The sequence below is a fragment of the Saccharopolyspora sp. 6V genome (assembly GCF_020176785.1).
Classification (GTDB): domain Bacteria; phylum Actinomycetota; class Actinomycetes; order Mycobacteriales; family Pseudonocardiaceae; genus Saccharopolyspora_C; species Saccharopolyspora_C gregorii.
The window spans coordinates 1-21,627 of the sequence record NZ_JAIUKB010000147.1 but is presented as its reverse complement, the minus strand read 5'-3'; the positions used below and the strand labels follow the sequence as shown (position 1 = coordinate 21,627).

The 21,627-nt window shown below is 72.4% G+C and carries 18 protein-coding genes; 15 read left to right on the top strand and 3 right to left on the bottom strand.

Annotated elements, in window-relative coordinates:
- Positions 1-65: 65 nt before the first annotated feature.
- From LCD35_RS25165 to LCD35_RS25140, 6 genes are all read left to right on the top strand, one after another.
- Positions 66-431 (top strand): PE domain-containing protein, encoded by a 366-nt coding sequence (locus LCD35_RS25165; RefSeq protein WP_224958769.1) that lies wholly within the window; start codon positions 66-68, stop codon positions 429-431.
- Positions 428-1,048: a DUF3558 domain-containing protein gene (locus tag LCD35_RS25160; RefSeq protein ID WP_224977704.1), complete on the top strand. Its 621-nt coding sequence runs from the start codon at positions 428-430 to the stop codon at positions 1,046-1,048. The genes LCD35_RS25165 and LCD35_RS25160 overlap by 4 nt, the downstream gene beginning before the upstream one ends.
- Before the next feature lie 24 nt (positions 1,049-1,072).
- Positions 1,073-2,338 (top strand): hypothetical protein, encoded by a 1,266-nt coding sequence (locus LCD35_RS25155; RefSeq protein WP_225045069.1) that lies wholly within the window; start codon positions 1,073-1,075, stop codon positions 2,336-2,338.
- 2 nt (positions 2,339-2,340) lie between these two features.
- Positions 2,341-3,144: an ESX secretion-associated protein EspG gene (locus LCD35_RS25150; RefSeq protein WP_225045071.1), complete on the top strand. Its 804-nt coding sequence runs from the start codon at positions 2,341-2,343 to the stop codon at positions 3,142-3,144.
- Positions 3,145-3,333: 189 nt separating this feature from the next.
- Positions 3,334-4,701 (top strand): sugar porter family MFS transporter, encoded by a 1,368-nt coding sequence (locus LCD35_RS25145; protein WP_225045068.1) that lies wholly within the window; start codon positions 3,334-3,336, stop codon positions 4,699-4,701.
- Positions 4,698-5,327: a nucleoside/nucleotide kinase family protein gene (locus tag LCD35_RS25140; protein ID WP_224958774.1), complete on the top strand. Its 630-nt coding sequence runs from the start codon at positions 4,698-4,700 to the stop codon at positions 5,325-5,327. Before LCD35_RS25145 ends, LCD35_RS25140 begins: the two co-directional genes overlap by 4 nt.
- A 334-nt stretch (positions 5,328-5,661) precedes the next feature.
- Here LCD35_RS25140 and LCD35_RS25135 read toward each other — a convergent pair whose 3' ends face one another.
- Positions 5,662-6,552, bottom strand: coding sequence for an NBR1-Ig-like domain-containing protein (locus LCD35_RS25135; protein ID WP_224958775.1), 891 nt, complete (start codon positions 6,550-6,552; stop codon positions 5,662-5,664).
- 236 nt (positions 6,553-6,788) lie between these two features.
- On the opposite strand from LCD35_RS25135, the gene LCD35_RS25130 reads away from it, so the two are divergent.
- From LCD35_RS25130 to LCD35_RS25115, 4 genes are all read left to right on the top strand, one after another.
- Positions 6,789-7,196: a hypothetical protein gene (locus tag LCD35_RS25130; protein WP_224958776.1), complete on the top strand. Its 408-nt coding sequence runs from the start codon at positions 6,789-6,791 to the stop codon at positions 7,194-7,196.
- Between the two features lie 510 nt (positions 7,197-7,706).
- The gene (locus LCD35_RS25125) at positions 7,707-8,012 is read left to right on the top strand and encodes an acylphosphatase (RefSeq protein ID WP_374108132.1); all 306 of its coding nucleotides are present in this window, start codon (positions 7,707-7,709) and stop codon (positions 8,010-8,012) included.
- 103 nt (positions 8,013-8,115) lie between these two features.
- Positions 8,116-11,916 carry a chromosome segregation protein SMC gene (smc, locus tag LCD35_RS25120; protein WP_224967692.1) on the top strand — a complete coding sequence of 1,267 codons (3,801 nt, stop codon included), beginning with the start codon at positions 8,116-8,118 and terminating at the stop codon, positions 11,914-11,916.
- A gap of 102 nt (positions 11,917-12,018) precedes the next feature.
- Positions 12,019-12,882 (top strand): protocatechuate dioxygenase, encoded by an 864-nt coding sequence (locus tag LCD35_RS25115; RefSeq protein WP_224958779.1) that lies wholly within the window; start codon positions 12,019-12,021, stop codon positions 12,880-12,882.
- A gap of 137 nt (positions 12,883-13,019) precedes the next feature.
- Here the strand turns inward: LCD35_RS25115 and LCD35_RS25110 are convergent, their stop codons facing one another.
- On the bottom strand, positions 13,020-14,531 hold the full coding sequence (locus LCD35_RS25110; RefSeq protein WP_224958780.1) for a sodium:solute symporter: 1,512 nt from the start codon (positions 14,529-14,531) through the stop codon (positions 13,020-13,022).
- Entirely contained in the window at positions 14,528-15,721 is a 1,194-nt protein-coding gene (locus LCD35_RS25105) for an anhydro-N-acetylmuramic acid kinase (protein WP_224958781.1), read from the bottom strand. The genes LCD35_RS25110 and LCD35_RS25105 overlap by 4 nt, the downstream gene beginning before the upstream one ends.
- A 117-nt stretch (positions 15,722-15,838) precedes the next feature.
- On the opposite strand from LCD35_RS25105, the gene ftsY reads away from it, so the two are divergent.
- The 5 genes from ftsY (at position 15,839) to LCD35_RS25080 (ending at position 21,334) form a co-directional block, all read left to right on the top strand.
- Positions 15,839-17,371 carry a signal recognition particle-docking protein FtsY gene (gene ftsY, locus LCD35_RS25100; RefSeq protein ID WP_374108131.1) on the top strand — a complete coding sequence of 511 codons (1,533 nt, stop codon included), beginning with the start codon at positions 15,839-15,841 and terminating at the stop codon, positions 17,369-17,371.
- A gap of 85 nt (positions 17,372-17,456) precedes the next feature.
- Entirely contained in the window at positions 17,457-19,202 is a 1,746-nt protein-coding gene (locus LCD35_RS25095; RefSeq protein ID WP_225045067.1) for a WXG100 family type VII secretion target, read from the top strand.
- Complete coding sequence (locus LCD35_RS25090) at positions 19,199-19,498, top strand: hypothetical protein (RefSeq protein ID WP_224958784.1); 300 nt, start codon at positions 19,199-19,201, stop codon at positions 19,496-19,498. The genes LCD35_RS25095 and LCD35_RS25090 overlap by 4 nt, the downstream gene beginning before the upstream one ends.
- Before the next feature lie 163 nt (positions 19,499-19,661).
- Positions 19,662-20,999, top strand: a complete 1,338-nt coding sequence (locus LCD35_RS25085) for an ammonium transporter (protein ID WP_224958785.1) — start codon at positions 19,662-19,664, stop codon at positions 20,997-20,999.
- Complete coding sequence (locus LCD35_RS25080; RefSeq protein WP_224958787.1) at positions 20,996-21,334, top strand: P-II family nitrogen regulator; 339 nt, start codon at positions 20,996-20,998, stop codon at positions 21,332-21,334. The genes LCD35_RS25085 and LCD35_RS25080 overlap by 4 nt, the downstream gene beginning before the upstream one ends.
- The last annotated feature ends 293 nt before the right edge of the window (positions 21,335-21,627 follow it).

Sequence of the window (21,627 nt, the reverse complement as noted above, 5' to 3'; positions counted from 1 at the left end):
AACCGCCGCTGCTACTGTCTGCGTCGCACTGGTGATCAGCAGCCGCGACTAGGGGGTTCCCCGCGATGACCGCACCAGCACCGCCCCCCGCCCCGGGCGGGCCCGGCCAGACCATCACCGTCACCCCGGAGAATGTCCTGGCGGCGCGCCGGGTGATCGGAGAAGCGGCGTCGAGCGCAAAAGACCGGTTGAATCGACTCGCAGAGAACCTGCGTGTCCTTCCTTCAGCCTCAGATGAGGTCAGCGTGGCGGCAGCCCGGGTCTGGAACGCGAATCTTTTGGGAGAGGGAGATTCGCATTACCGGCGTTTGATCGGTTATGTGCAGGGCGTTGAGCAGCTCGGGGAGCAGCTCGAAGAGGTCGCCAGGCAGTACGGCATCGACGAAGAGGAGATCGCCGCCTCGTTCAAGCAGTCGGGGGAGCGCACGTGACGAAGTATGTGACCAGGCGCGGAGTGCGTGTCGCTGTTCTCTCGGGCCTGCTGCCGTTCTTGGTCGGTGGGTGTGCGCTCAATGAAGCCGAACCCGCAGATCCGCAACAAGGACAGGCCGCACCCGATCCGGAGACCGGTCCGGATTTGCCGAACCGCCCCCGGGACCTACCTGTCTCGGGCCTCGATGAGGCTCAGATCTGCAAGTTGATCCAGCCGGAACAGCTGGATCAACTCGGTGTCGGAGGAGGTAACCCGGCCCCGAAGCTCAACGAACAGGACTTCCCTGGATGCTCGTGGCTGAGTGAATCGGGCGCGTCGCCGAGCATCGGTGTCCTCCTCTCGGTCGCACCGATGAGCATCCAAGATCGTCTTGCCGAAACCTCAGGCGGCACTGCGACCACCGATACGCTCGACAGCGGTTTCGGTGCCGTTCGATCGCAGGTCCCCGGTGCTGAAAGCCTAGGGTGCGTCGTCGCGGTCGACGTTGCCGAAGGAGAGACTCTGGAAGCTGGACTCTCCTGGCTCGGGGGCGATGAGCTGACCAACCAGGACATGTGCGCCAAAGCCAAGCAAGCGGCGGAGTTCGCCGTGTCGAACCTGCAGGCGCAGGGCTGAGAGAGCGGAATCCAGGGGGCCGGTGTGGAGGATTTGAACCCGATCAGGAACCTGCGCTTCGAGGGTTTCGACATCCCGGAGTTGCTGGGGTGGATCGGCCGGATCAAGGACGGCCGGGGCACCGAGTCGATGGACCAGGCCGCCTCGGCGCTGCAGCAGTGCGCGCAGATCGTGACGGAGCTGGACGAGACGCTGCGGGTGGAGCTCGGCAAGCTGGAGATCGAGTGGACCGGCAACGCGGGCTCGATCGCGCAAGAGGCGACGAAGCAGCAGTCGGCGGTGATGCAGCAGTCGCAGGATCCGCTGGCGACCTCGGCGACGAGCGTGGAGGCGCAGGGCCGCGGCTACGAGTCGGCGAAGAACACGCTGCCGAACCAGTCGGAGATGCACAACGACAAGTCCGAGAACATCTTCGAGAAGGGCTTGGGCTACTTCGGCTACACCAGCGACTACGACGAAGAGGCCAAGAAGATCGACGGCCGCAAGCAGGTCGCGCAGCAGGCCCTGACGTCGTACCGGGACACGACGGTGGCGCAGGCGGAGAACTTCCAGCCGATGCCGGAGATGCAGCCGGCTGCGGTGTCCGCGCAGTCGGCGACGGCGAGCGGCACCGCGGGCGGCGGGATCGGCGCGTTCGCCACGCCGGGTTCGGCCGGGTCGATGCCGGGCGGCGGCGGCTCGGACCCGGGTGGCGGTGGCGTGATCGGCGGTCGGCCCGGTGGGAGCCCCGGCGGTAGCCCGGGCGGCGTGCCGGGTGGTGGCCGCGCGCCGGGCGGCCGCAGCGGCGCCGACGAGGAACCGCACGACGGCGCGGACGGCGGCCCCGGTTCGCGGCCGCACCCCGACGAGGACGGCGGACCGGGCATCGGCTTGGGCGGCGTGCTCGGCATCGGTGCCGGTGGGGCGGCGGTCGCCGGGATCGGCGCGGTCGCGGCGAGCAAGATGCTCGGCGGCAAGGCCGGTGCGCCCGAGGGCAGCGTGCGCGGTGGTTCGGCGGGCGCCGACAAGGGCAAGGGCGGTTCGCTGCGCGGCGGCTCGTCCGGCATCGGCGGCCCGGGGGACACCACGGCCGGGCGCACGGCAGGCGGCTCGGCGACGAGCAAGCCCGCACCGGGTTCGGCGATGGGCCCGGCGGCGACCCGGGGCCAGGGCAAGTCCGACGAGGACGCCGAGCACGAGAACAAATACTACGAAGAGGAAACCCCGTTCGACGACAACCGCTTGGTGGCCCCGCCGGTGTTCGGCGCGGACCCCGAGCCGGACGCCGATGACCGGAAGAAGCAGGGTTGACGGTGCGTCCCGGAGCCGATGGCGAGCAGATCGTGCTGTCCGCGTTGGAGTTCGACGTGGCGTGCGAGTCGGAGGGGCTGACGGCGCGCAGGCACGCGGTGCTCACGGTGCCCAGCCCCGGAGCCACGCACACCGAGCGCGCCCGGCTGGTCGCGCAGGTGTGGGCGGATCTGCGGGCGCGGCGGCTCGCCGAACCCGGCACGGACCGGCTGGACGAGGAATTCGCGGACCTGCTGGTGCTGCTGGACCGGCCGCAGCTGTCGGTCGACCTGCGGATCTGGGCCCCGGACCGGTCGATCCGGGCGCTGGGCTCGGCGAACGGCGGCGCGGGACTGGTCACGGTCGTCGACGGTGACGTCGTCGAGTTCACGCCGGTGCGGGGGAGCTCGCTGCCCGAAGCCGTCGTGTCCGTCGCCGGGGACGGTCCGCCGGGCGGCGGGCGGCCGGTGAGCGTGCCGAACGACGTGCTGCTGGACGCGAGCGCCCGCGCGGGTCAGGACCTGCGGGTGTTCGAGGACGAGCTGCGCGGGCACGGCGTGGTGGCCGACGACGCCGCGGTCCTGGCGCGGATGGCCGACGGGATGGGCATGCGCGGCCAGTTCGGCGTGGAGCACGTGCGGAGCCGGTCGGCCGCGCCGCGTCGCGCGGACCGCGTCGTCGGGTTCCACGACACACCGGACGGCCGCTACCTGCACAGCGTGCGGGCCAGCGGCGACGGCCGGTTGTGGAGCACGGTCGCGCCCTGCGACAACCAGCGGCTCGCGGAGTACGTGCGCGAGCTGGTCGCGGAGACCGTCGAGGACTGAGCCGGGCGCCCGGAACCGAGGTCTCCCGCACGTCCCGGGAGACCTCGCTCGCGGGCCCGCACCGCCTCCGAGCGGCCCCCGCCGGTTGCCGCACCCCCGCTCGGCACCAACGCTGGTCATCACGACCGCCGTCATCTAGCGTCTCGTCGGCCGAGCGGCGGAAGATCGACCCAGGAGGACGCACCGAGCATGAGCACCGCAGCCACACCCACCCCCGGGGCCGGACGCGGCGCCGTCGTCGGCGCCGCCACCATCGCCGCGCTCGGCGGACTGCTGTTCGGCTACGACACCGGCGTCATCTCCGCCGCGCTGCTCTACATCGCCCCCGCCTTCGGGCTCGGCGACGGCATGCAGGAGGTCGTCGTCGCCTCCCTGCTGCTCGGCGCGATCGCGGGCGCCCTCGGTGGTGGCCGCGTCGTCGACGGCTTCGGCCGCAAGCGCACCCTGCTGCTGGTGTCGGCCGTGTTCACCGCGGGCGCGCTGCTGTCGGCGCTCGCGATGAACGTGACCGTGCTGATCGTGGCGCGCGTGGTGCTGGGCCTCGCCATCGGCGCCAGTTCCCTGGTGGTGCCCACCTACATCGCCGAGATCGCGCCGCCCGCGCTGCGCGGCCGCCTGGTGTCGATGAACCAGCTCATGATCACGATCGGGATCTTCGCGTCCTACCTGGTCGGCTACGCGTTCGCCGCCGACGGCGGGTGGCGCTGGATGCTCGGGCTGGCCGCCGTGCCGTCGCTGCTGATGCTGTTCGGGCTGCTCGGGCTCGGCGAGAGCCCCCGCTGGCTGCTGTCCCGCGGCCGCACCGAGCAGGCCCGCGCCGCGCTGCTGCGCACCCGCACCCCGGAGGAGGCCGAAGCGGAGCTCGCCGAGATCGGCGAGACGATGCGGGAGGAGCGCCGGTTCACCTACCGCGACCTGTTCGGCCCGCGGCTGCGGCCCGCGGTGCTGCTCGGCGTGGCCGTCGCCGCCACCAACCAGCTCGTCGGCGTCAACGCCGTCATCTACTACGCGCCGACCATCCTCAAGCAGGCCGGGCTCGGCGACTCCGCGGCGATCCTCTCCTCGGTGGGCATCGGCGCCACCAACATGGTGTTCACCGCGATCGCCCTGCTGCTCATCGACCGGGTGGGCAGGCGTCCGCTGCTCATCGGCGGCACGAGCGTCGTCATCGTCGTGCTGTTCGGGCTCGGCGCGCTGTACCTGCTGCCGAGCGTGCAAGGGCTCGGGACGCTGCTGACGATCGGGCTGATGCTCTACGAGGCCGCGTTCGCCGCCAGCCTCGGGCTCGCCATCTGGTTGATCAACAGCGAGGTGTTCCCGACCGCGGTGCGCGGCAAGGCCTCCAGCATCGGGACCGTCACGCACTGGGGCCTGGACTTCGTCATCTCCATCTCGGTGCTCACCCTGATCAACGCGTTCACCGCGACCGGACTGTTCTGGATCTACGGGGTGCTCGGCATCATCGGCCTCACCTACCTCTACCGGAGGTTGCCGGAGACGAAGGGCCGCAGCCTGGAGGACATCGAGACCTCGCTGCGCGGGGAGGCCCGCGCATGAGCACCGTCGCGCTCGACGAACTCGTCCGCCGCGCCCGCGCGCTCGCCGCGGACGGCACCCGGCGCGTCCTCGGCATCACCGGCGCGCCCGGCGCGGGCAAGGGCACCGTCGCCGACGCGGTGCTCGCCGAGCTCGGACCGGCGGCCGTGCTGGTGCCGATGGACGGCTTCCACCTCGCCGAGGCCGAACTGCGCCGGCTGGGCCGCCACGACCGGAAGGGCGCTCCGGACACGTTCGACGCCGCCGGGTACGTGGCGCTGCTTCGCCGGATCCGGGACCAAGGCGGCGAAACGGTGTACGCGCCCGAATTCCACCGCGAGGTCGAAGAATCGTACGCGGGTTCCATCGCGGTCCACCCGGAAACGCCGCTGGTGATCACCGAAGGCAATTACCTGCTGCTGGACTCACCGCCGTGGGACGGGGTCCGGGAACTGCTCGACGAATCGTGGTTCCTCGCCCCGGACGACGGCGAACGCCTTTCCCGGCTCATCGCCCGGCACGTGCGCTACGGCCGTTCCCCGGCGGAGGCGCGGGACTGGGTGCTGCGCAGCGACGAGCGCAACGCCGACCTCGTGTCACCCACCCGGGCGCGGGCCGATCTGCTCGTCACCGGCGACCCGGCCTGAGCCTGTTTTGTCCCGTGGACAATTCGCCTACCTGCGCGGACATTGCTTCCGGCGGTCGCGGCCAATGATCGCTCGACGCGGCCCGCAGCGGCTGGCAACGTAGTCGGCACGGCAGCGGCGGACGACCTTCTGGGGGATCGCCCGCAGGCTGCCGGAGCGATCGCCGCACGTGGGGAACCGGCCGCGGAATTCCGCGACCGGTACGTCTGCGGCGATCACTCGAACCACCGGGAGAGGCGCGGACATGGGGAATCCGAGACCAACCCCTGGGGAATGCGGACGGCGGGTGCCTTCGTCCCGGAAACGCGGGCGGAGGCACCCCCTCCGGAATTGCTCAGGCGGAGCCCGGTGTCACGCGGATGTCGAAGAACACCGGGCGCAGCGCCTGATCGGGGAAGAACAGGTCGCCGTTCTCGTCGACCATCTTCCAGGCGATCTTGCACTGGCCGGTCTTCTCCCCGGCCACGACCGGAACGGTGATCCGCACCTGCTCGCCGGCCGGGGTGTCCCGGATCCACACGCGCTGCGGCGCGGTGCACTCGGCGTCTCCGACCCGCTCGCCGGTCTGCTCCAGGTAGCGCCCGGTCCAGGGCACCCGGCCCACGTTCTTGATGTCCCAGGACTTCACGAAGCTCGTCCCCGCCGGGATCGGCGTCTCGTCCGGCACCGTTTCGCCCAGCATCACCGACGCGTCGCCCGGGATGGGGCGCTCCGGGCCGGACAGCAGGTACCAGCCGAGCGCGGCGGCCACCAGCACCACCGCGGCGCCGGTGCCGGCCAGGATCCAGCCGCGGCGGCGCGCCCGGTCGGGCCCGGACTCCGGGTCGGGTTCGGTGGCGGGAGGGTCGCGCCGCACCGCGGGTTCGGGTTCCGCCGCGGACGGCTGCTCCGCGGCGGAGCGGGCGTGCTCCCAGCGGCGGGACCACTCGCGGCGGACCGTCTCGGCGTCCTGCCCGAGCGCGCCGACCGCGAGGCTGCGCACGTACTCCCACGTCGTCTCCCAGGACGGCAGGTCCTGCCCGCGCGCGGCCGAGGACAGCGCCGACTTCGACGCGGCGGCCCCGAAATCGGCGCGCATCCGGTCGTACGACGGGTCGCCGGCGGATTCCTTGAGCTCGCACAACCGGTAGGCGAACGCGGCGACCGGGCCGTCGGCCGGGTCGGGGCGCAGCTGCTTGCGCCCCCGCTTGCCACCGGCAGCGGGGGTCGCCTCTGATTCGCTCATCGTGGGTGCCTCGTGGAGGTGGGTTCGTGCGCGCGAGCAGCCGCGTGCGGCTCGCCCGGCCGGAGCGGTCGGCGCGGCGCGTTCGGGGACGTGCGCTTCGTGTTTAGCACGGCGCGGTCGAACCCTTCCGCCGCAGTGCGCGGGAATGCACCGTTCGACCGCCGGTGCCGGGCGAACGGGGCAACCGCCCCGGCCGAACGGCCGGGACCGGTCAGCCGGTCACGTCCGCCGAGGGGGTGGCCGAGGTCGTCGGCTCCTCCGCGGAGCTGCTGCGGGTGGTCGGTTCCTCGGTGCGCGAGGCGGAGGGACCGGAGGAGCCGCTGGACTCCGTCGGCGGTTGCGTCGTGGGCTCCGAGGTGTCCGGCGGAGACGTCGGCGGGCTCGACGTGGTGGGCGGCGGCTCCGGCTCCGACGTGGTCGGTGGCGGCGGAGGCGGCGGCTTCGGGGTGCCGGTGTCCGGCGGAACCCAGGTCGGGCGCGGCGGTGGCGGCGGTGCGGAACCGTCGTCCGGCGGCTGCGAGGTGCTCGCGGAGGTCTCGCCGGTCTCCTCCACCTCGCTCGACGCGGTGTCGGCGGGGGAGGTGCCCGGCGGCGGGGGCGGTGCCAGCTGCGGTGGTCCCACCGGCCGCGGCACCCCCGGGTAGCCCGTGGTGGTCAGCAGCGTCGTCCCGCTCGGCGAGACCGCGGGGAACTGCTCGGCGGCTTCGCGCTGCTGGTCACCGACGACGACGGCCGCGGAGGCGGCGAAACCGGTGGCCACGACCACTCCGGTCGTCGCCCACAGGGCGAGTCTTCGCGACCGCGTCCCGGTCGGTTCCCCGGCCTGCGCGGCGGGGTCAGGTGCTAAAGGGTCCATCGTGTCCCACTCGTTCAGTCCCGACGGCACGGGCCGGCGCACCCGTGCCGCTGCTACCGGCGGCGTCCGGTTCGGGCGGAAGTCGACGTTCCGGACGTAGCGCGTGGATCTCGCGACACGGTAGCCGCCTGGGCAAGCCCCGTTCGGGCCGGGTTCCGCGCGCGCAGTCGATCACCCGGGCCGTGCGCTGGTGATTCACCGCGAAAATCCACCGTGGGCACACCTTCGGGTGACGTGTGGTCGCGGAGCGTGCGGGGTGCGGTCGGCGCGGCCCCGCGCGGCGGGCATCATGCGAGGTGTGAGCGATCTCGACGACACCTCCGCCACCACCGAGCAGGCCCGGCTGACGGCTTGGGTGCACGGGCACGTGCACGGCGTCGGATTCCGCTGGTGGACCCGGGCCCGCGCCCTCGAACTCGGCCTGGTCGGCAGCGCCACGAACCTGCCCGCCCGCCGCGTCGAAGTGGTCGCCGAAGGTCCGCGGGACGCCTGCGAGCGGCTGTTGGCGGCGCTGCGCTCCGGCGGGACCCCCGGCGAGGTCGAGCACGTCGCCGAGCAGTGGTCCGAGCCGAAGGGCGACCGCACGGGCTTCGTCGAACGCTGACCCGCCCCGCCCGGCCCGGTTCCGCCGGTGGTGAACATCGCGGCGGGTAGGCTCTGCCGAACGCCGCACGCAGGCAGCACTCGCGGAAAGGTCGATCGCAGCCGTGCACTTGAAGAGCCTGACGCTCAAAGGGTTCAAGTCCTTCGCCTCGGCCACCACGCTGCGCTTCGAACCGGGCATCACCTGCGTGGTCGGGCCCAACGGCTCCGGCAAGTCGAACGTGCTGGACGCGCTGCGCTGGGTGATGGGCGAGCAGGGCGCCAAGGACCTGCGCGGCGGCAAGATGGAGGACGTCATCTTCGCCGGCACCTCCGGCCGCGCGCCGCTGGGCCGCGCCGAGGTCACGCTCACCATCGACAACTCCGACGGCGCGCTGCCCATCGAGTACACCGAGGTGTCGATCACCCGCCGGATGTACCGGGACGGCGCCAGCGAGTACGAGATCAACGGCAACAGCTGCCGCCTGATGGACGTGCAGGAGCTGCTGTCGGACTCCGGCATCGGCCGTGAGATGCACGTCATCGTCGGCCAGGGCCAGCTCGCCTCCATCCTGCAGGCCAAGCCGGACGAGCACCGCAGGCTCGTCGAGGAGGCCGCGGGCGTGCTCAAGCACCGCAAGCGCAAGGAGAAGGCGCTCCGCAAGCTCGACGCGATGCAGGCCAACCTGACCCGGCTCACCGACCTCACCGGGGAGCTGCGCCGCCAGCTGAAGCCGCTCGGCAAGCAGGCCGAGATCGCCCGCAAGGCGCAGACCGTGCAGGCCGACCTGCGCGACGCCCGGCTGCGGCTCATCGCCGACGACCTGCTGTCCTCCCGCGCCGAGCTGGCCCGCGACCAGGCCGACCAGGAAGAGGCGAAGGCCAAGCGCGCCGAGGTCGAGCGCGGCCTGCAGTTCGCCCAGTCCGAGGAGAAGGGGCTGGAGGAGAAGGTCGCCGCCGACGCGCCGCGACTCCACCGCGCCCAGGACACCTGGTACCGGCTGTCCGCGCTGGAGGAGCGGCTGCACGGCACGCTGCGCCTCGCCGCGGAACGGCACAAGCACCTCACCGCGCAGAACACCGAGCAGCGCACCGGCCGCGACCCCGACCAGCTCGACGCCGAAGCGGAAGAGGCCGCCGAGCAGGAGATCGAGCTCCGCGAGGAGGTCGAGACCGCCCGCGAGGTCCTCGCCGAGGTGGTGCGCCGCCGCTCCGAGCTGGAGGACCGGCTCAAGGAGGCCGAGCGCGAGCACATGGCTGCGGTCCGCGCCATCGCCGACCGCCGCGAAGGCGTAGCCCGGCTCTCCGGCCAGGTCGAATCGATGCGCAGCAAGGCGAGCGCCACCTCCGACGAGCTGGAGCGGCTGAACGTCTCGCTCGCCGAATCGCAGGAGCGCGCCGAGGTCGCCGAGACGGCGTTCGCCGACGCCGAAGCGGAGAGCGGCGGCCAGGAATCCGATGATGCGGGGCTTCCGGAGCGCCAGGCGAACGCGGCCGCGGCCCGGGACGCCGCCCGCTCCCGGGTGGAGGAGCTGGTCAAGGCCGAACGCGCCGCCGAGCGCGAGATCGCGTCCTGGCAGGCCAGGGTCGAGGCGCTGTCGATGGGCCTGAACCGCAAGGACGGCGCGGGCGCGCTGCTCGGCGCGGGGGAGAAGGTGCCGGGCCTGCTCGGTTCGGTGGCGGCGCTGCTGACCGTGGACACCGGTGCGGAAGCGGCGCTGGCCGCGGCGCTCGGCGCCGTCGCGGACGCCGTGGCCGTGTCCGGGGTGGACGATGCGGTGCGCGCCCTGGAACTGCTCAAGTCCGACGCCGCGGGCAAGGCCGGGGTGCTCGTCGGCGGCACGGCCGAACCGGACCGCACCGGCTGGCCGCAGCTGCCCGCGGGAGCGGACTGGGCGGTGGACCTGGTGCGCGCCCCGGACGGGCTGCGCGCGGCGGTGACCACGGCGCTGGACCGGATGGCCGTGGTCGACGACCTCGCCGCCGCCCGCGACGTGGTGCGGCGGAATCCCGAAGTGCGGGCGGTGACCCGCGACGGCGACGTGCTCGGCGGGCACTGGGCCACCGGCGGTTCCGACGACGGGCAGAGCGTCATCGAGGTGCAGGCCGCCGTCGCCGAGGCCGAGCAGGAGCTGGCCGCCGCGCAGCGCCGCCAGGAGCAGCACTCGGCGGCGCTGGAGGGCGCCCGCGCCGAGGAGGAATCCCGCCGCGACGAGGTCCGCGCCGTGCAGGAGCAGATCAACGAGGCGAAGGTCGCCGCGGCCCGCAGCTCCGAACGCGTCTCCAGCCTGCGCAAGGCCGCCCAGTCCGCGGTGGCCGAGGTGGAGCGGGTCCGCCAGCAGCGCGCCAAGGTCGAGCAGTCCCGCGAGCAGGCGCTGGCCTCGCTGGCGGAGCTGGAGGAGCGCCTCGCCGCCGTCAAGGATGAGCAGGAGGAGCAGGCCGAACCGGACACGGAGCTGCGCGACCGGCTCGGCGGCGAGCTCGGCACCCTGCGCCAGGAGGAGATGGACGCCCGCCTCGGCCAGCGCACCGCGGAGGAACGCGCCCGCGCCGTGCAGGGACGCGCCGACCAGCTGCGCCGCGCCGCCCGGCAGGAGCGCGAGGCCCGCGCCCGCGCCGAAGCGGCCCGCCAGGCCAGGGAGCGCGGCGCCCGCGTCGCGAAGGCCGTCGTGGACGGTGCCGAAGCCGCGTTGGAACGGATCGCGGTGTCGCTGCGGGCGGCCACCGAGGAACGCGACACCGCGCAGGCGTTGCAGAGCGAGCACGAGCAGGCGCTGGGCGCGGTGCGCGCGCGGGTGCGGGAGCTCAGCGGCGAGCTGGAAAAGCTCACCGACGCGGTCCACCGCGACGAGGTGGTGCGCGCCGAGCAGCGGCTGCGCATCGAACAGCTCGAATCGAAGATCATCGAAGATTTCGGCATCGGCCTCGACGACCTCGCCGAGGAGTACGGCCCCACCGTCCCGGTCCCGCCGAGTCCCGCCGAGGTCGCCGAGTACGAGGCGGCGAAGGAGCGCGGCGAAGAGGTCACCATGCCGCCGTCGGTGCCCTACGACCGCGCTACCCAGGAACGCCGCGCCAAGCGCGCCGAGAAGGACCTGTCGTTGCTGGGCAAGGTCAACCCGCTGGCGCTGGAGGAGTACGCGGCGCTGGAGGAGCGCTACCGCTTCCTGTCCACGCAGCTGGAGGACATCAAGTCCACCCGCCGCGACCTGCTGGACGTCGTGAAGGAAGTCGACGAGAAGATCCTGGAGGTCTTCCAGTCCGCGTTCCACGACGTCGCCGCCGAGTTCGAGAAGGTGTTCTCGGTGCTGTTCCCCGGCGGCGACGGAAAGCTGGTGCTCACCGACCCGGACGACATGCTCACCACCGGCATCGAGGTGGAAGCGCGGCCGCCGGGCAAGAAGGTCAAGCGGCTGTCGCTGCTGTCCGGCGGGGAGAAGTCGCTGACGGCGGTCGCCATGCTGGTGTCGATCTTCCGGGCGCGCCCGTCGCCGTTCTACGTGCTCGACGAGGTCGAGGCCGCGCTGGACGACACGAACCTGCGGCGGCTGATCATCCTGCTGGACCAGCTGCGCAGCACCTCGCAGCTGCTCATCATCACGCACCAGAAGCCGACGATGGAGATTGCCGACGCGCTCTACGGCGTGAGCATGCGCGGGGACGGGATCACCACGGTCATCTCGCAGCGGCTGCGCGGCGGGAAAACCGGGAAGTCCGGCGAGGGGCCCGCGCCGGAGGCGGTGGCCGACGGCGCGGTGCCCGCGGACGCGGCGCCCACGTCGGCGCAGGAGGCCCCGGCCACCGCTGGAGCGCAGGACGCGGCTCCCGCTGGAGCGCAGGAGGACCCGGCGCAGGAAGATCCGGCGCAGGAGGACCCGGCTCCCGAGCAGGACGCCGCCGCACCCGAGGACTCCGCCGGGAGCTGACCCCGCACGCCCGGTGATCTCGCAGCCGGTTCCCAGCCTCCTCGCAGCTCGCCGCTCTAACTTCGAACTCGTTCCGCGAACGAGACTGCGAAAGAGGGCGGCATGTCGGACCACCACGAAGGGCAGCGGGTCAGCAGGCGATCGATGTTCGCCGGCGTCGGCTCGATCGGCTTGGGCACGTTGCTCGCGGCCTGCGGCTCGCAGGCGGGCGGCAGCACCACCGTCACCACTTCCACGGGGGAGAGCCAAGCGCTCACCCCGCAGACCGCGGCGGACGCGTCGGACCTGTTCTCCGGCGTGAACACCTGCACGCTCACCCCGGACACCACGCAGGGGCCGTACTACTTCGACGCGGACAAGGTCCGCAGCGACATCCGGGAGGACCGGCAGGGCGTGCGGCTGCGGCTGGCGCTGAAGGTGCAGGACAGCGAGACCTGCGCGGCGCTGCCGAACGCGGTCGTGGAGATCTGGCACTGCGACGCGGCCGGGCTGTACTCGGGTGCCGAGTCCCAGTCCTCCGGCGGCGGCGGGGGCATGCCGCCGGGACCGCCGCCGGAGGACGGCGAGAAGCCGGGCGGTGGAGGACCCGGTGGGGGCGGCGGGGACCAGGACCTGGTGCCCACCGACGACAAGCGCTACCTGCGCGGCGCCCAGGTCAGCAACGCCGACGGCGTCGTCGAGTTCACCACCATCTGGCCCGGCTGGTACACCGGCCGCACGGTGCACGTCCACGTGATGGTGCACGTCAGCAACGAGCGGGTGCTGACCAGCCAGCTCATGTTCGACGAGCAGCTGAACTCGGCGGTGTTCGCGCGGGCCCCGTACAGCGAGCACACCGGGCGGGACACGTTCAACGACGGTGACAACATCTTCGAGGATTCGATGCTGCTGAAGGTGGTGCCGGAGGACGACGGCTACCTGGCGTCGATCGTGCTCTCCGCCGATTCCGACCAGGACGGCGCCTGACCAGCACCGGGATCCCGGTCCGACGATCAGCGATGATCGTTGATCACGCTTCAGCCACTAATAACAGCGAGCATTGCGCAGGACGACCGGCGGTGAACGGCTCACCCGCACCGCGAGCGGGCCGTTCACCGGCGGTTTCAGGCGGAGTCGGCGGTGGCCGCCACCTTCTCCGCTTCGGGCGGCGCCGGGTGCCGCAGCGACAGCAGGCCGCCGACCAGCAGCGTGACGATCACCCCGACGGGCGTGAACCACGGGAACGCCAGCGACGCCTCGCCGCCCTCGCCGTCCGGGAACGTCACGCCGAACGCCAGGACGAGCACCACGACCAGCGTCGCCACGAAGGCGATGATCGCGTCGCTCTGCCGCGCCCGCTTCACCAGCAGCCCCAGCAGGAAGGCGCCGAGCAGCGCGCCGTAGGTGTAGCTGGCGATGCTCAGCCCGATCTCCACGACGGGGTTGTCGGTGCTGCTGAACAGGGACGCGAACACCACGAACACCAGCGCCCAGATCAGCGTCCACATCTTGCCGAGCCGCAGCACGCTCGAATCGTCCGCCCCGCTGCCCCCGATCCGCCGGTACAGGTCGCTGACGGTGGAGGTGGACAGCGAGTTCAGCGAGGACGACAGGGTGCTCATCGCCGCGGCGAGGATGCCGGCGATCAGCAGCCCGGACACGCCGGGCGGCAGCTCGGTCACGATGAACCGGGGGAACAGCTCGTCGTCGCTGCCCATGCCCAACGACGCGGGATCGGCCCCCTGGTAGAAGGACCACAGCTGGGTGCCGATGAACAGGAACAGCGCGAACTGCACCGCCACCACGACCCCGCTGGTGATCAGGGCGAGCTGGCTGTCCCGCAGGTTCCGGCAGGACAGCAGCCGCTGCACCATCAGCTGGTCGGCGCCGTGCGAGGCCATCGCGAACACGGCGCCGCCGATCACCGCGGTGAAGAACGCGTACTGCTCGGTGACGATGGACGACCCGAAGTCGAACAGCTGGAACTTGCCCGCTTCCCAGGCGGTCGAGACCCAGTCCCCGGGCAGCTCGCCCGCGAGCACCACCGCGGCCAGCACCGCACCGGCCACGTAGACGAACATCTGGATCGCGTCGACCCACACGACGGCCTTGATCCCGCCGAGGTAGGTGTAGATCACGGTCAGCACCGACAGCGCGAGCACGATCTGCCAGTAGGAGACGCTGAGGCCGAACACCTCCAGCATCACCTTCACCGGGATCGCGGTGGCGAACAGCCGCAGCCCGTCCGCGAGCAGCCGGGTGATCAGGAAGGTCACCGACGCGGTGCCCTGCAACCCGGAGCCGAACCGCTGCCCGAGGAATTCGTAGGCGCTGACCAGGTTCCCGGCGTAGTACTTGGGCAGCAGCACGAACGCCACCACGACGCGGCCGATCAGGTACCCGATGGCCAGCTGGAGGTAGGTGAAGGTGCCGAGGTAGGCGACCGTCGGCACGCTGATCACGGTCAGCGTCGAGGTCTCGGTGGCGACGACGGAGAAGCACACCGCCCACCACGGCAGGGTCCGGCTGCCGACGAAGTACTCCTGCGAGCTGCGCTGCCTGCCGCTGAGCAGCAGGCCCAGCAGCGGCATCGCGACCAGGTACAGCCCGATCACGATGAGATCGATCGACCTCATTCGGCCTCCAGTGTCGTGGGGTGGGTGATGCGCAGGCTCCGCACCGGTCCGGCCGCGGGTTCGGGCAGGCGCAGCGGTCCGGTTCCGGGGGTGAGCGAGCCGAGCAGCCGGGGGCCGTCGGCGCCGGTCGTGCCGGGCACGTTGCCGGGCAGCCCGTTCCAGGTCAGCCAGCCCAGCAGCGCCGCGAGGTAACCCTCCTTGCCCGCGGCGGGCAACCCGAGGTCGTCGCTGACGTGCAGGTCCACCCCGGTGCCGAGCCTGCGCCGCAGCGCGGCCAGCAGCGCCGGGTTGCGCACCCCGCCGCCGGAGGCGACGACCTCGCGCGCGCGGTGCCGGTGGCAGGCGTCGGCGACGGTGGCGGCGGTGAGCTCGGTGAGCGTGGCGAGCAGGTCGGGCCCGTCGAGGTCGGTGCCGCGCAGGACCTCGTCGAGGTAGGCGGCGTTGAAGTGCTCCTTGCCGGTCGACTTCGGCGGCTCCGCCCGGTAGTAGGCGTCGGCGAGCAACCGTTCGAGGAGTTCCGGCCGCACCCGCCCCGCAGCGGCGAGCCGTCCGTCGACGTCGCCGGCCGCCGCACCGCCGGTGACGCGCGCGGCGGCGGCGTCGAGCAGCGCGTTGCCGGGCCCGGTGTCGTAGGCGAGCGGTTCGGGGCCGCCGACGACGGTGATGTTGGCGATGCCGCCGATGTTGAGCGCGATGACCGGCCCCGGCCGGTCGGCGAGCCACAGCGCGTCGAGCACCCCGGCGAGCGGCGCGCCGTGCCCGCCCGCGGCGACGTCGCGGGCGCGCAGGTCGGCGAGCACCGGCAACCCGGTGGCTTCGGCGATCCACGCGGGCCTGCCGAGCTGGGTGGTGCCGCGCGCCCGCCCGTCCTCCACCCAGTGGTAGAGCGTCTGGCCGAGCGAGGAGATCAGGTCGGCGCCGCCGAACTCGGCGAGGCCGTGCCGGGCCGCGTCGGCGAAGGCGCGGCCGACCTCGGTGTCGAGCACGCAGAACTCCCGCGCGTCCACGGCCGCCGGTGGCAGCGCGGCCTGCAGCCGTTCGCGCAGCGCGGGCGGGTAGGGGACCTCGGCGAACCCGAGCGGCCGCAGTTCGACGACGCCGTCGCCCGCGGTGCTCAGCTCGGCGGCGGCGACGTCGATGCCGTCCATCGACGTGCCGGAGAGCAGGCCGAGGACTCGCCATGAGGACATGCTCAGTGGTGTATTGCACCGAGCTGGGGGACGCAAGCGCCTTTCCGCCATTGTTGGTGAATCGCCCACCTTGGGGTTGTCCCGCTGCTGCTCCGGGCGGGTGCGAGGATGGGCGCCGTGTCCACCTCGAACCTGATCCTGGTCGTCGTTGTCGTCGCCGTCCTGCTGGTGCTGGCCGTGGTCGCCGGCATCGTGCTGGCGCGCAGGCGCCGCATCAGCCTCCGCGAGCAGGAGGCGGAGCGCCCGGCGGTGCAGGGCGGCGGGTACCAGGCGGGCGGCGGGTTCAGCTTCTCCAGCGGCGGGGCGACCGCCGCGCCCGCGGAGGCGGACCAGCCGGAGCACCCGGTCCCGGAGCGTCCGGAGACCGAGGGCCAGCCCGGCGTGGGCGACGACGCCGCGGAACCGAGGGACAGCGCGCGCCGCGGCATCGTGGACGTGCCGCTGCCCGCCGAGGGCGAGGTCGAGGCCGAGACCGGCACGCCCCGCGAGCAGCCCGCCGACACCACCGACACCGACACCGACACCGGCTCCGGCGCGACCGAGACCGACGCCGAACGCGTCCAGGACGGCGCCGACGGTGGCTCGGTCGTCGCCGACGAGATCCCCGGCGACGACTCGACCGGCACCGCGACCCGCGTGCCCGACCAAGGACGGGTGGAGACCCCGCCGGAACCGGCGCCCGCCGCCGAACCGGTCACCGAGGTCGAGGAGATCGAGCCGACCGCGGGCCGGTTGGAGCGGCTGCGCGGCAGGCTGTCCCGGTCCCGCTCCACGTTCGGCCAGGGCCTGCTGGGCCTGCTGGGCGCGGGCGACCTGGACGAGGACTCCTGGGAAGAGGTCGAGGACACGCTGCTGCTGGCCGACCTGGGCGCGGCCACCACGACCGAGATCGTGGAGCGGCTGCGCACCGAGATCGCCTCGCGCGGCGTGCGCACCCCCGACGAGGCGCGGGCGCTGCTGCGCGAGGTCCTCATCGACGCGCTGAGCACCGAGGCGCAGCGCTCGGTGCGCGCCCTGCCGCACGGCGACCCGGCCGACGGCGGCAAGCCCGCGGTGCTGCTGGTCGTCGGCGTCAACGGCACCGGCAAGACCACCACCACCGGCAAGCTGGCGCGGGTGCTGGTCGCCGACGGCCACCGGGTGCTGCTCGGCGCCGCCGACACGTTCCGCGCCGCCGCCGTCGAACAGCTCGCCACCTGGGGTGAGCGGGTCGGCGCCGAGGTGGTGCGCGGCAACGAGGGCCAGGACCCGGCGAGCGTCGCGTTCGAATCGGTCTCCCGCGCCACCGACAGCGGCGTGGACGCGGTGCTGATCGACACCGCGGGCCGGCTGCACACCAAGACCGGGCTGATGGACGAGCTCGGCAAGGTCAAGCGGGTGGTGGAGAAGCGCGCCCAGGTCGACGAGGTGCTGCTGGTGCTGGACGCCACCACCGGGCAGAACGGGCTGGTGCAGGCCCGGGTGTTCTCCGAGGTCGTGGACGTGACGGGCATCGTGCTCACCAAGCTGGACGGCACCGCGAAGGGCGGCATCGTCTTCCAGGTGCAGCGCGAGCTGGGCGTTCCGGTCAAGCTCGTCGGCCTCGGCGAAGGCCCGGACGACCTGGCCCCCTTCGAGCCCGCCGCCTTCGTCGACGCCCTCCTCGGCTGACCGGCCCCCGAACCCCCCGGAACCGGTTGAACGCCGAGTCGCTCGACCGCGAGAATGCCTGAAGATCAGCTCGCGGAGGGGCGCAGTGGACAGGTTCGCGGTTCGGTACGCCTCGCTCGGCGAGGCGCGGCATTCGGTCGAAGGCACCGGTGCCGACATCGAGGAACAGCTCGCCCGGCTCGACGCCTACCTGGGTCCGCTCCGAGCCGGCTGGTCGGGCGTCGCCGCGGAGAGCTTCGACGCGGCACGGGCGGAGTGGATGCGGGCCGCGGACGAGATGGCCCTGAACCTGGCCGCATTGGCGCGCCTGCTGGCGGAGATCGACGAGAACTACCGGCACGCGCATGGGGCCAACCTCGGTATCTGGGGTGGCCCGGCCGCGTCCGGCGGTTCCGCAGGCCCGGCGGGCACCGCGCCGATGTCGGCGGGCGGGTCCGCGGGCGCCGACGAGGTGGACGTCTCGGTCGAGGAACTCCGCCGCGTGGCGCGCTCGTTCTACGGGCTCCAACAGCGTCTCGCCGACAACATGGCGTGGATCAGCAGGAACCTGGCCGAGTCGGCGGCCGGTATGGCCGGGGCGGATCCGGTGCTGGCGTCCTGGCGATCGTTGTACGACCACGCGGTGCGGATGTTGTGGGGAACGTTGCGCGCCGCAACGAACGTGCTCGGCGGGATCGCGCAGGGGATGACGGACACCGGCAACAACTACGTCGACTCCGAGCTCGCCTCCACGGCCGGGCACGGCTCCCGCGTTCCGAACCGGTTGCCCGCGCTCGGTGTCGATGAGGTGCGTCCGAGCGCCCCGCCGCCGTCCTGCGCCGCGGCCGCGCCTGCGCAACCGCGCCCGGACTGGGCGTTCGACTACTGGCCGGACGGGTATCCGGAGCGGCTCCGGTTCGCCGCGGGCGAATGGGAGCACCTGGTCGGAGTGCTGCACGAGATCTCGGCGGAAGGCGACGCGCTGATCGACGGTCTCGTGCGGGACAACCGGGGAGAGGTGTTCGACCGGATTCGCGGGTACTGGGAGACGAAGTCCCAGCTGTGCGGGACCGCGCAGATCTTCCCCGCCGTCACGGCGACCACCACCCTGCTCGCCCAGTCGTGCCGCGAACTGGCGAAGGGCGTCCAGCGAGCGCAGCAGGGCATGCGCACGCTCGCCGAACAGCGTGAAGATGACCGGTTCCTCGACGTCCTGGCCACGGCCCTGGGCTACCTACCGGGTCCCTGGGCGAAAGCGGCGTCCGCCGCCGTGGACGTCGGGGAGTACTTCGCGGTGCTCGCGATCGTGGAACGGATCAAGAGCAACTACGACGCCGACCGGGAAGTCGCCGTCGCACGCCTCGCCGACAGCGGCGCCGCCGCCCGGTTGCGGGAATGGGCGGGCTCGGACACCGAGATCGGTTCCGAGAGCCGGGTCTACTCCCAGGTGGACGCAGGGCTCGAACAGCGGCTGGGAGACGCGCCGTACGACGGCTGGGCCGCGGTGGACGAACCGCACCCCGACCCGGCTTCGGTGCACATCACGGCGGCGCGGGAGGCGCACGTCCTGGGCGGGGACCGCACGGGCGGCGGGCATCTCGCGGGCACGGGTGCTCCGGGCAAGACCGAATTCCCGGCGGAATGGGACCGGGAATTGATCTTGAACAATGCGCGCAGCGTGGGGCGGAATCCGGATCAGCCGCCAGTGCACGAACCTGATGGGCGCTGGCTGGTCAACGGTGTTCGGGACGGGGTTCGTATCGTCGTCATCCTGGATCCCGATGGATCGGTGGTGACCACCTTCCCGCAAGGCGGCCCAGGCGTGATCGAAAACCCGAGGAGGAAGCGATGAGCATGGACGAGCACGAGTTCATGGATCGGGTCGACGATCTGCTGTCCGCCGTGCAACGGCGGGCCCCGGGCGTTTTCGCGTCGTACCTGTCGAGCGCTGCACGGGCCGGGGAGCACGGGCTGGTCTTGGACAGCATCGCTTGCACGCTGTGCGAGAAGAACATCCCGCTGTCCCCCGAAGAGGCCGCTGAGCTGCGGGAACTGCTGTACTACTTCGAGCTCCCGGTGGACGCGCTGGACTCGATCAACGATCGGGACGCCGTCCTGGCCTCGCTGAACGTGGTGCGCGCGGAGTGAACTCGGCGGCCGGATCTCGGCTCGACGCGTGACCTGGTGGTGACCGGGGAACGTCGCCGTAACACGAGGGCCCGGACAGTTCACGGCGGGGAAACGAGCGGACGGATCGCCTGAAACAGGCATTCCCCAGGATGCGCCCAACCGGTTCGCACGGGGAGGCGACGTGAATTCAGGCGATACCGCATGGGTGCTGATCAGCGCCGCGCTGGTGCTGCTCATGACACCAGGGCTGGCTTTCTTCTACGGCGGCATGGTGCGCGCCCGCGGCGTGCTCAACATGATCATGATGAGTCTGGGAGCGATGGGCGTCGTCGGCGTCCTGTGGGTGCTGTTCGGGTACTCGGCCGCGTTCGGCAGGGACCTCGGCGGGCTCGGGCTGCTCGGTGACCCGGTGCAGTTCTTCGGGCTCGACGGGCTGCTCGGCGAGGACCAGCTGTCCGGGACGATCCCGACGCTGGCGTTCGCCGGTTTCCAGGCCATGTTCGCGATCCTGACGGTCGCGCTGATCTCCGGCGCCATCGCCGACCGGGCCCGCTTCGGGCCGTGGCTGCTGTTCGCGGGGTTGTGGGCGACCGTCGTGTACTTCCCGGTGGCGCACTGGGTGTTCGCGTTCGACGAGACCGACGATGCGGGGAACGTGACCGCGGTCGGCGGCTGGATCGCGAACCGGCTCGCCGCCATCGACTTCGCGGGCGGTACCGCGGTGCACATCAACGCCGGTGCGGCCGCGCTGGCCCTGGCGCTGGTGCTCGGCAAGCGGGCGGGCTGGCCGAAGGGCACCGGGAAGCCGCACAGCCTGCCGTTCGTGGTGCTCGGCGCCGGGCTGCTCTGGTTCGGCTGGTTCGGCTTCAACGCCGGTTCCGCGTTGGCCGCCGACAACTCGGCGGCGGTGGTGCTGGTGAACACGCTGGTGGCGACGTGCGCGGCGATGCTGGCCTGGCTGCTGGTGGAGCGGGTGCGCGACGGTCACGCCACCACGCTCGGCGCGGCCTCCGGCATCATCGCCGGTCTCGTGGCGATCACCCCGGCCTGCTCGTCGGTGACGCCGCTGGGCGCGATCGCGGTCGGCGGGATCACCGGCGCGGTGTGCGCGCTGGCCCTGAGCCTGAAGTACCGGTTCGGCTTCGACGACTCGCTCGACGTGGTCGGCGTGCACCTGGTCGGCGGCCTGGTCGGCACCCTGCTGGTCGGGTTCTTCGCCTCCGGTTCGGCGCCCGCCGGGGTGAACGGGCTGCTCTACGGCGGTGGCTTCGACCAGCTGTGGCGACAGGCGGTGGGCGCCGTGGTCGTGTTCGCCTACTCGTTCGCGCTAAGCCTGCTGCTGGCCTGGATCGTCAAGGCCACCGTCGGTTTCCGGCTGAGCCCGGAGGACGAGGCCGAAGGCGTCGACGAGACCGAGCACGCCGAATCCGCGTACCACTTCGGCGACGGCCGTTCCGCGCGCCGCCCGGCGGTGCGCACCGACGGCGCCGACCGCGAGCTGGAGGGCAGCAACGCATGAAGCTGGTGACCGCGATCGTCCAGCCCAGCAGGCTGGACGCGCTCAAGGACGCGCTGGGGAGGCTGGGCGTGCTCGGCATGACCGTCAGCGACGTCCAGGGATACGGCAGGCAGCAGGGCCACACCGAGGTGTACCGCGGCGCCGAGTACGCGGTGGACTTCGTGGAGAAGGTCCGGGTCGAGGTCGTCGTGGACGACGTGGCGGTGGGTGAGGTCGTCGACGGGATCGTGCGTGCCGCCCGCACCGGCAAGGTCGGCGACGGCAAGGTCTGGGTCACCGCGGTGGATTCCGTGGTGCGGGTCCGGACGGGGGAGACCGGGGTGGCGGCGATCTGACACCGGGCGGTTCCGGCCATCGGTCGGAGGGCTGCCGAGGAGCCGGGTGTGGACCAGCAGGTCCGCGCCCGGCTCCTCGTCGTCGGCCCCCCGGTGGAGTTGCGTAGCTCTACTCAGCGGCACCGCGGGCTCTCACGGTCTTGCGGGGCCCCCGGCCACGGCAGACTTCAGCGCGTGCCGGGGCCGAGCCGGAGACCCGCCCGCACCGGGGGGCGGACGGGATCGGGCGTGGGCGGTCCGGGCGCAAACCTGGGGGAGCCGGAACACCGGGGAACCGCGCCGGAGTACCGGGG

What these genes read in the sequence shown, in the direction of transcription:
- LCD35_RS25115 (WP_224958779.1), top strand. Translation starts at nt 12,019, where the DNA reads ATGTCGGACCACCACGAAGGGCAGCGGGTCAGCAGGCGATCGATGTTC.
- LCD35_RS25135 (WP_224958775.1), bottom strand. Translation starts at nt 6,552, where the DNA reads ATGAGCGAATCAGAGGCGACCCCCGCTGCCGGTGGCAAGCGGGGGCGC.
- LCD35_RS25090 (WP_224958784.1), top strand. Translation starts at nt 19,199, where the DNA reads ATGAGCATGGACGAGCACGAGTTCATGGATCGGGTCGACGATCTGCTG.
- LCD35_RS25165 (WP_224958769.1), top strand. Translation starts at nt 66, where the DNA reads ATGACCGCACCAGCACCGCCCCCCGCCCCGGGCGGGCCCGGCCAGACC.
- LCD35_RS25140 (WP_224958774.1), top strand. Translation starts at nt 4,698, where the DNA reads ATGAGCACCGTCGCGCTCGACGAACTCGTCCGCCGCGCCCGCGCGCTC.
- LCD35_RS25145 (WP_225045068.1), top strand. Translation starts at nt 3,334, where the DNA reads ATGAGCACCGCAGCCACACCCACCCCCGGGGCCGGACGCGGCGCCGTC.
- LCD35_RS25110 (WP_224958780.1), bottom strand. Translation starts at nt 14,531, where the DNA reads ATGAGGTCGATCGATCTCATCGTGATCGGGCTGTACCTGGTCGCGATG.
- LCD35_RS25080 (WP_224958787.1), top strand. Translation starts at nt 20,996, where the DNA reads ATGAAGCTGGTGACCGCGATCGTCCAGCCCAGCAGGCTGGACGCGCTC.
- LCD35_RS25105 (WP_224958781.1), bottom strand. Translation starts at nt 15,721, where the DNA reads ATGTCCTCATGGCGAGTCCTCGGCCTGCTCTCCGGCACGTCGATGGAC.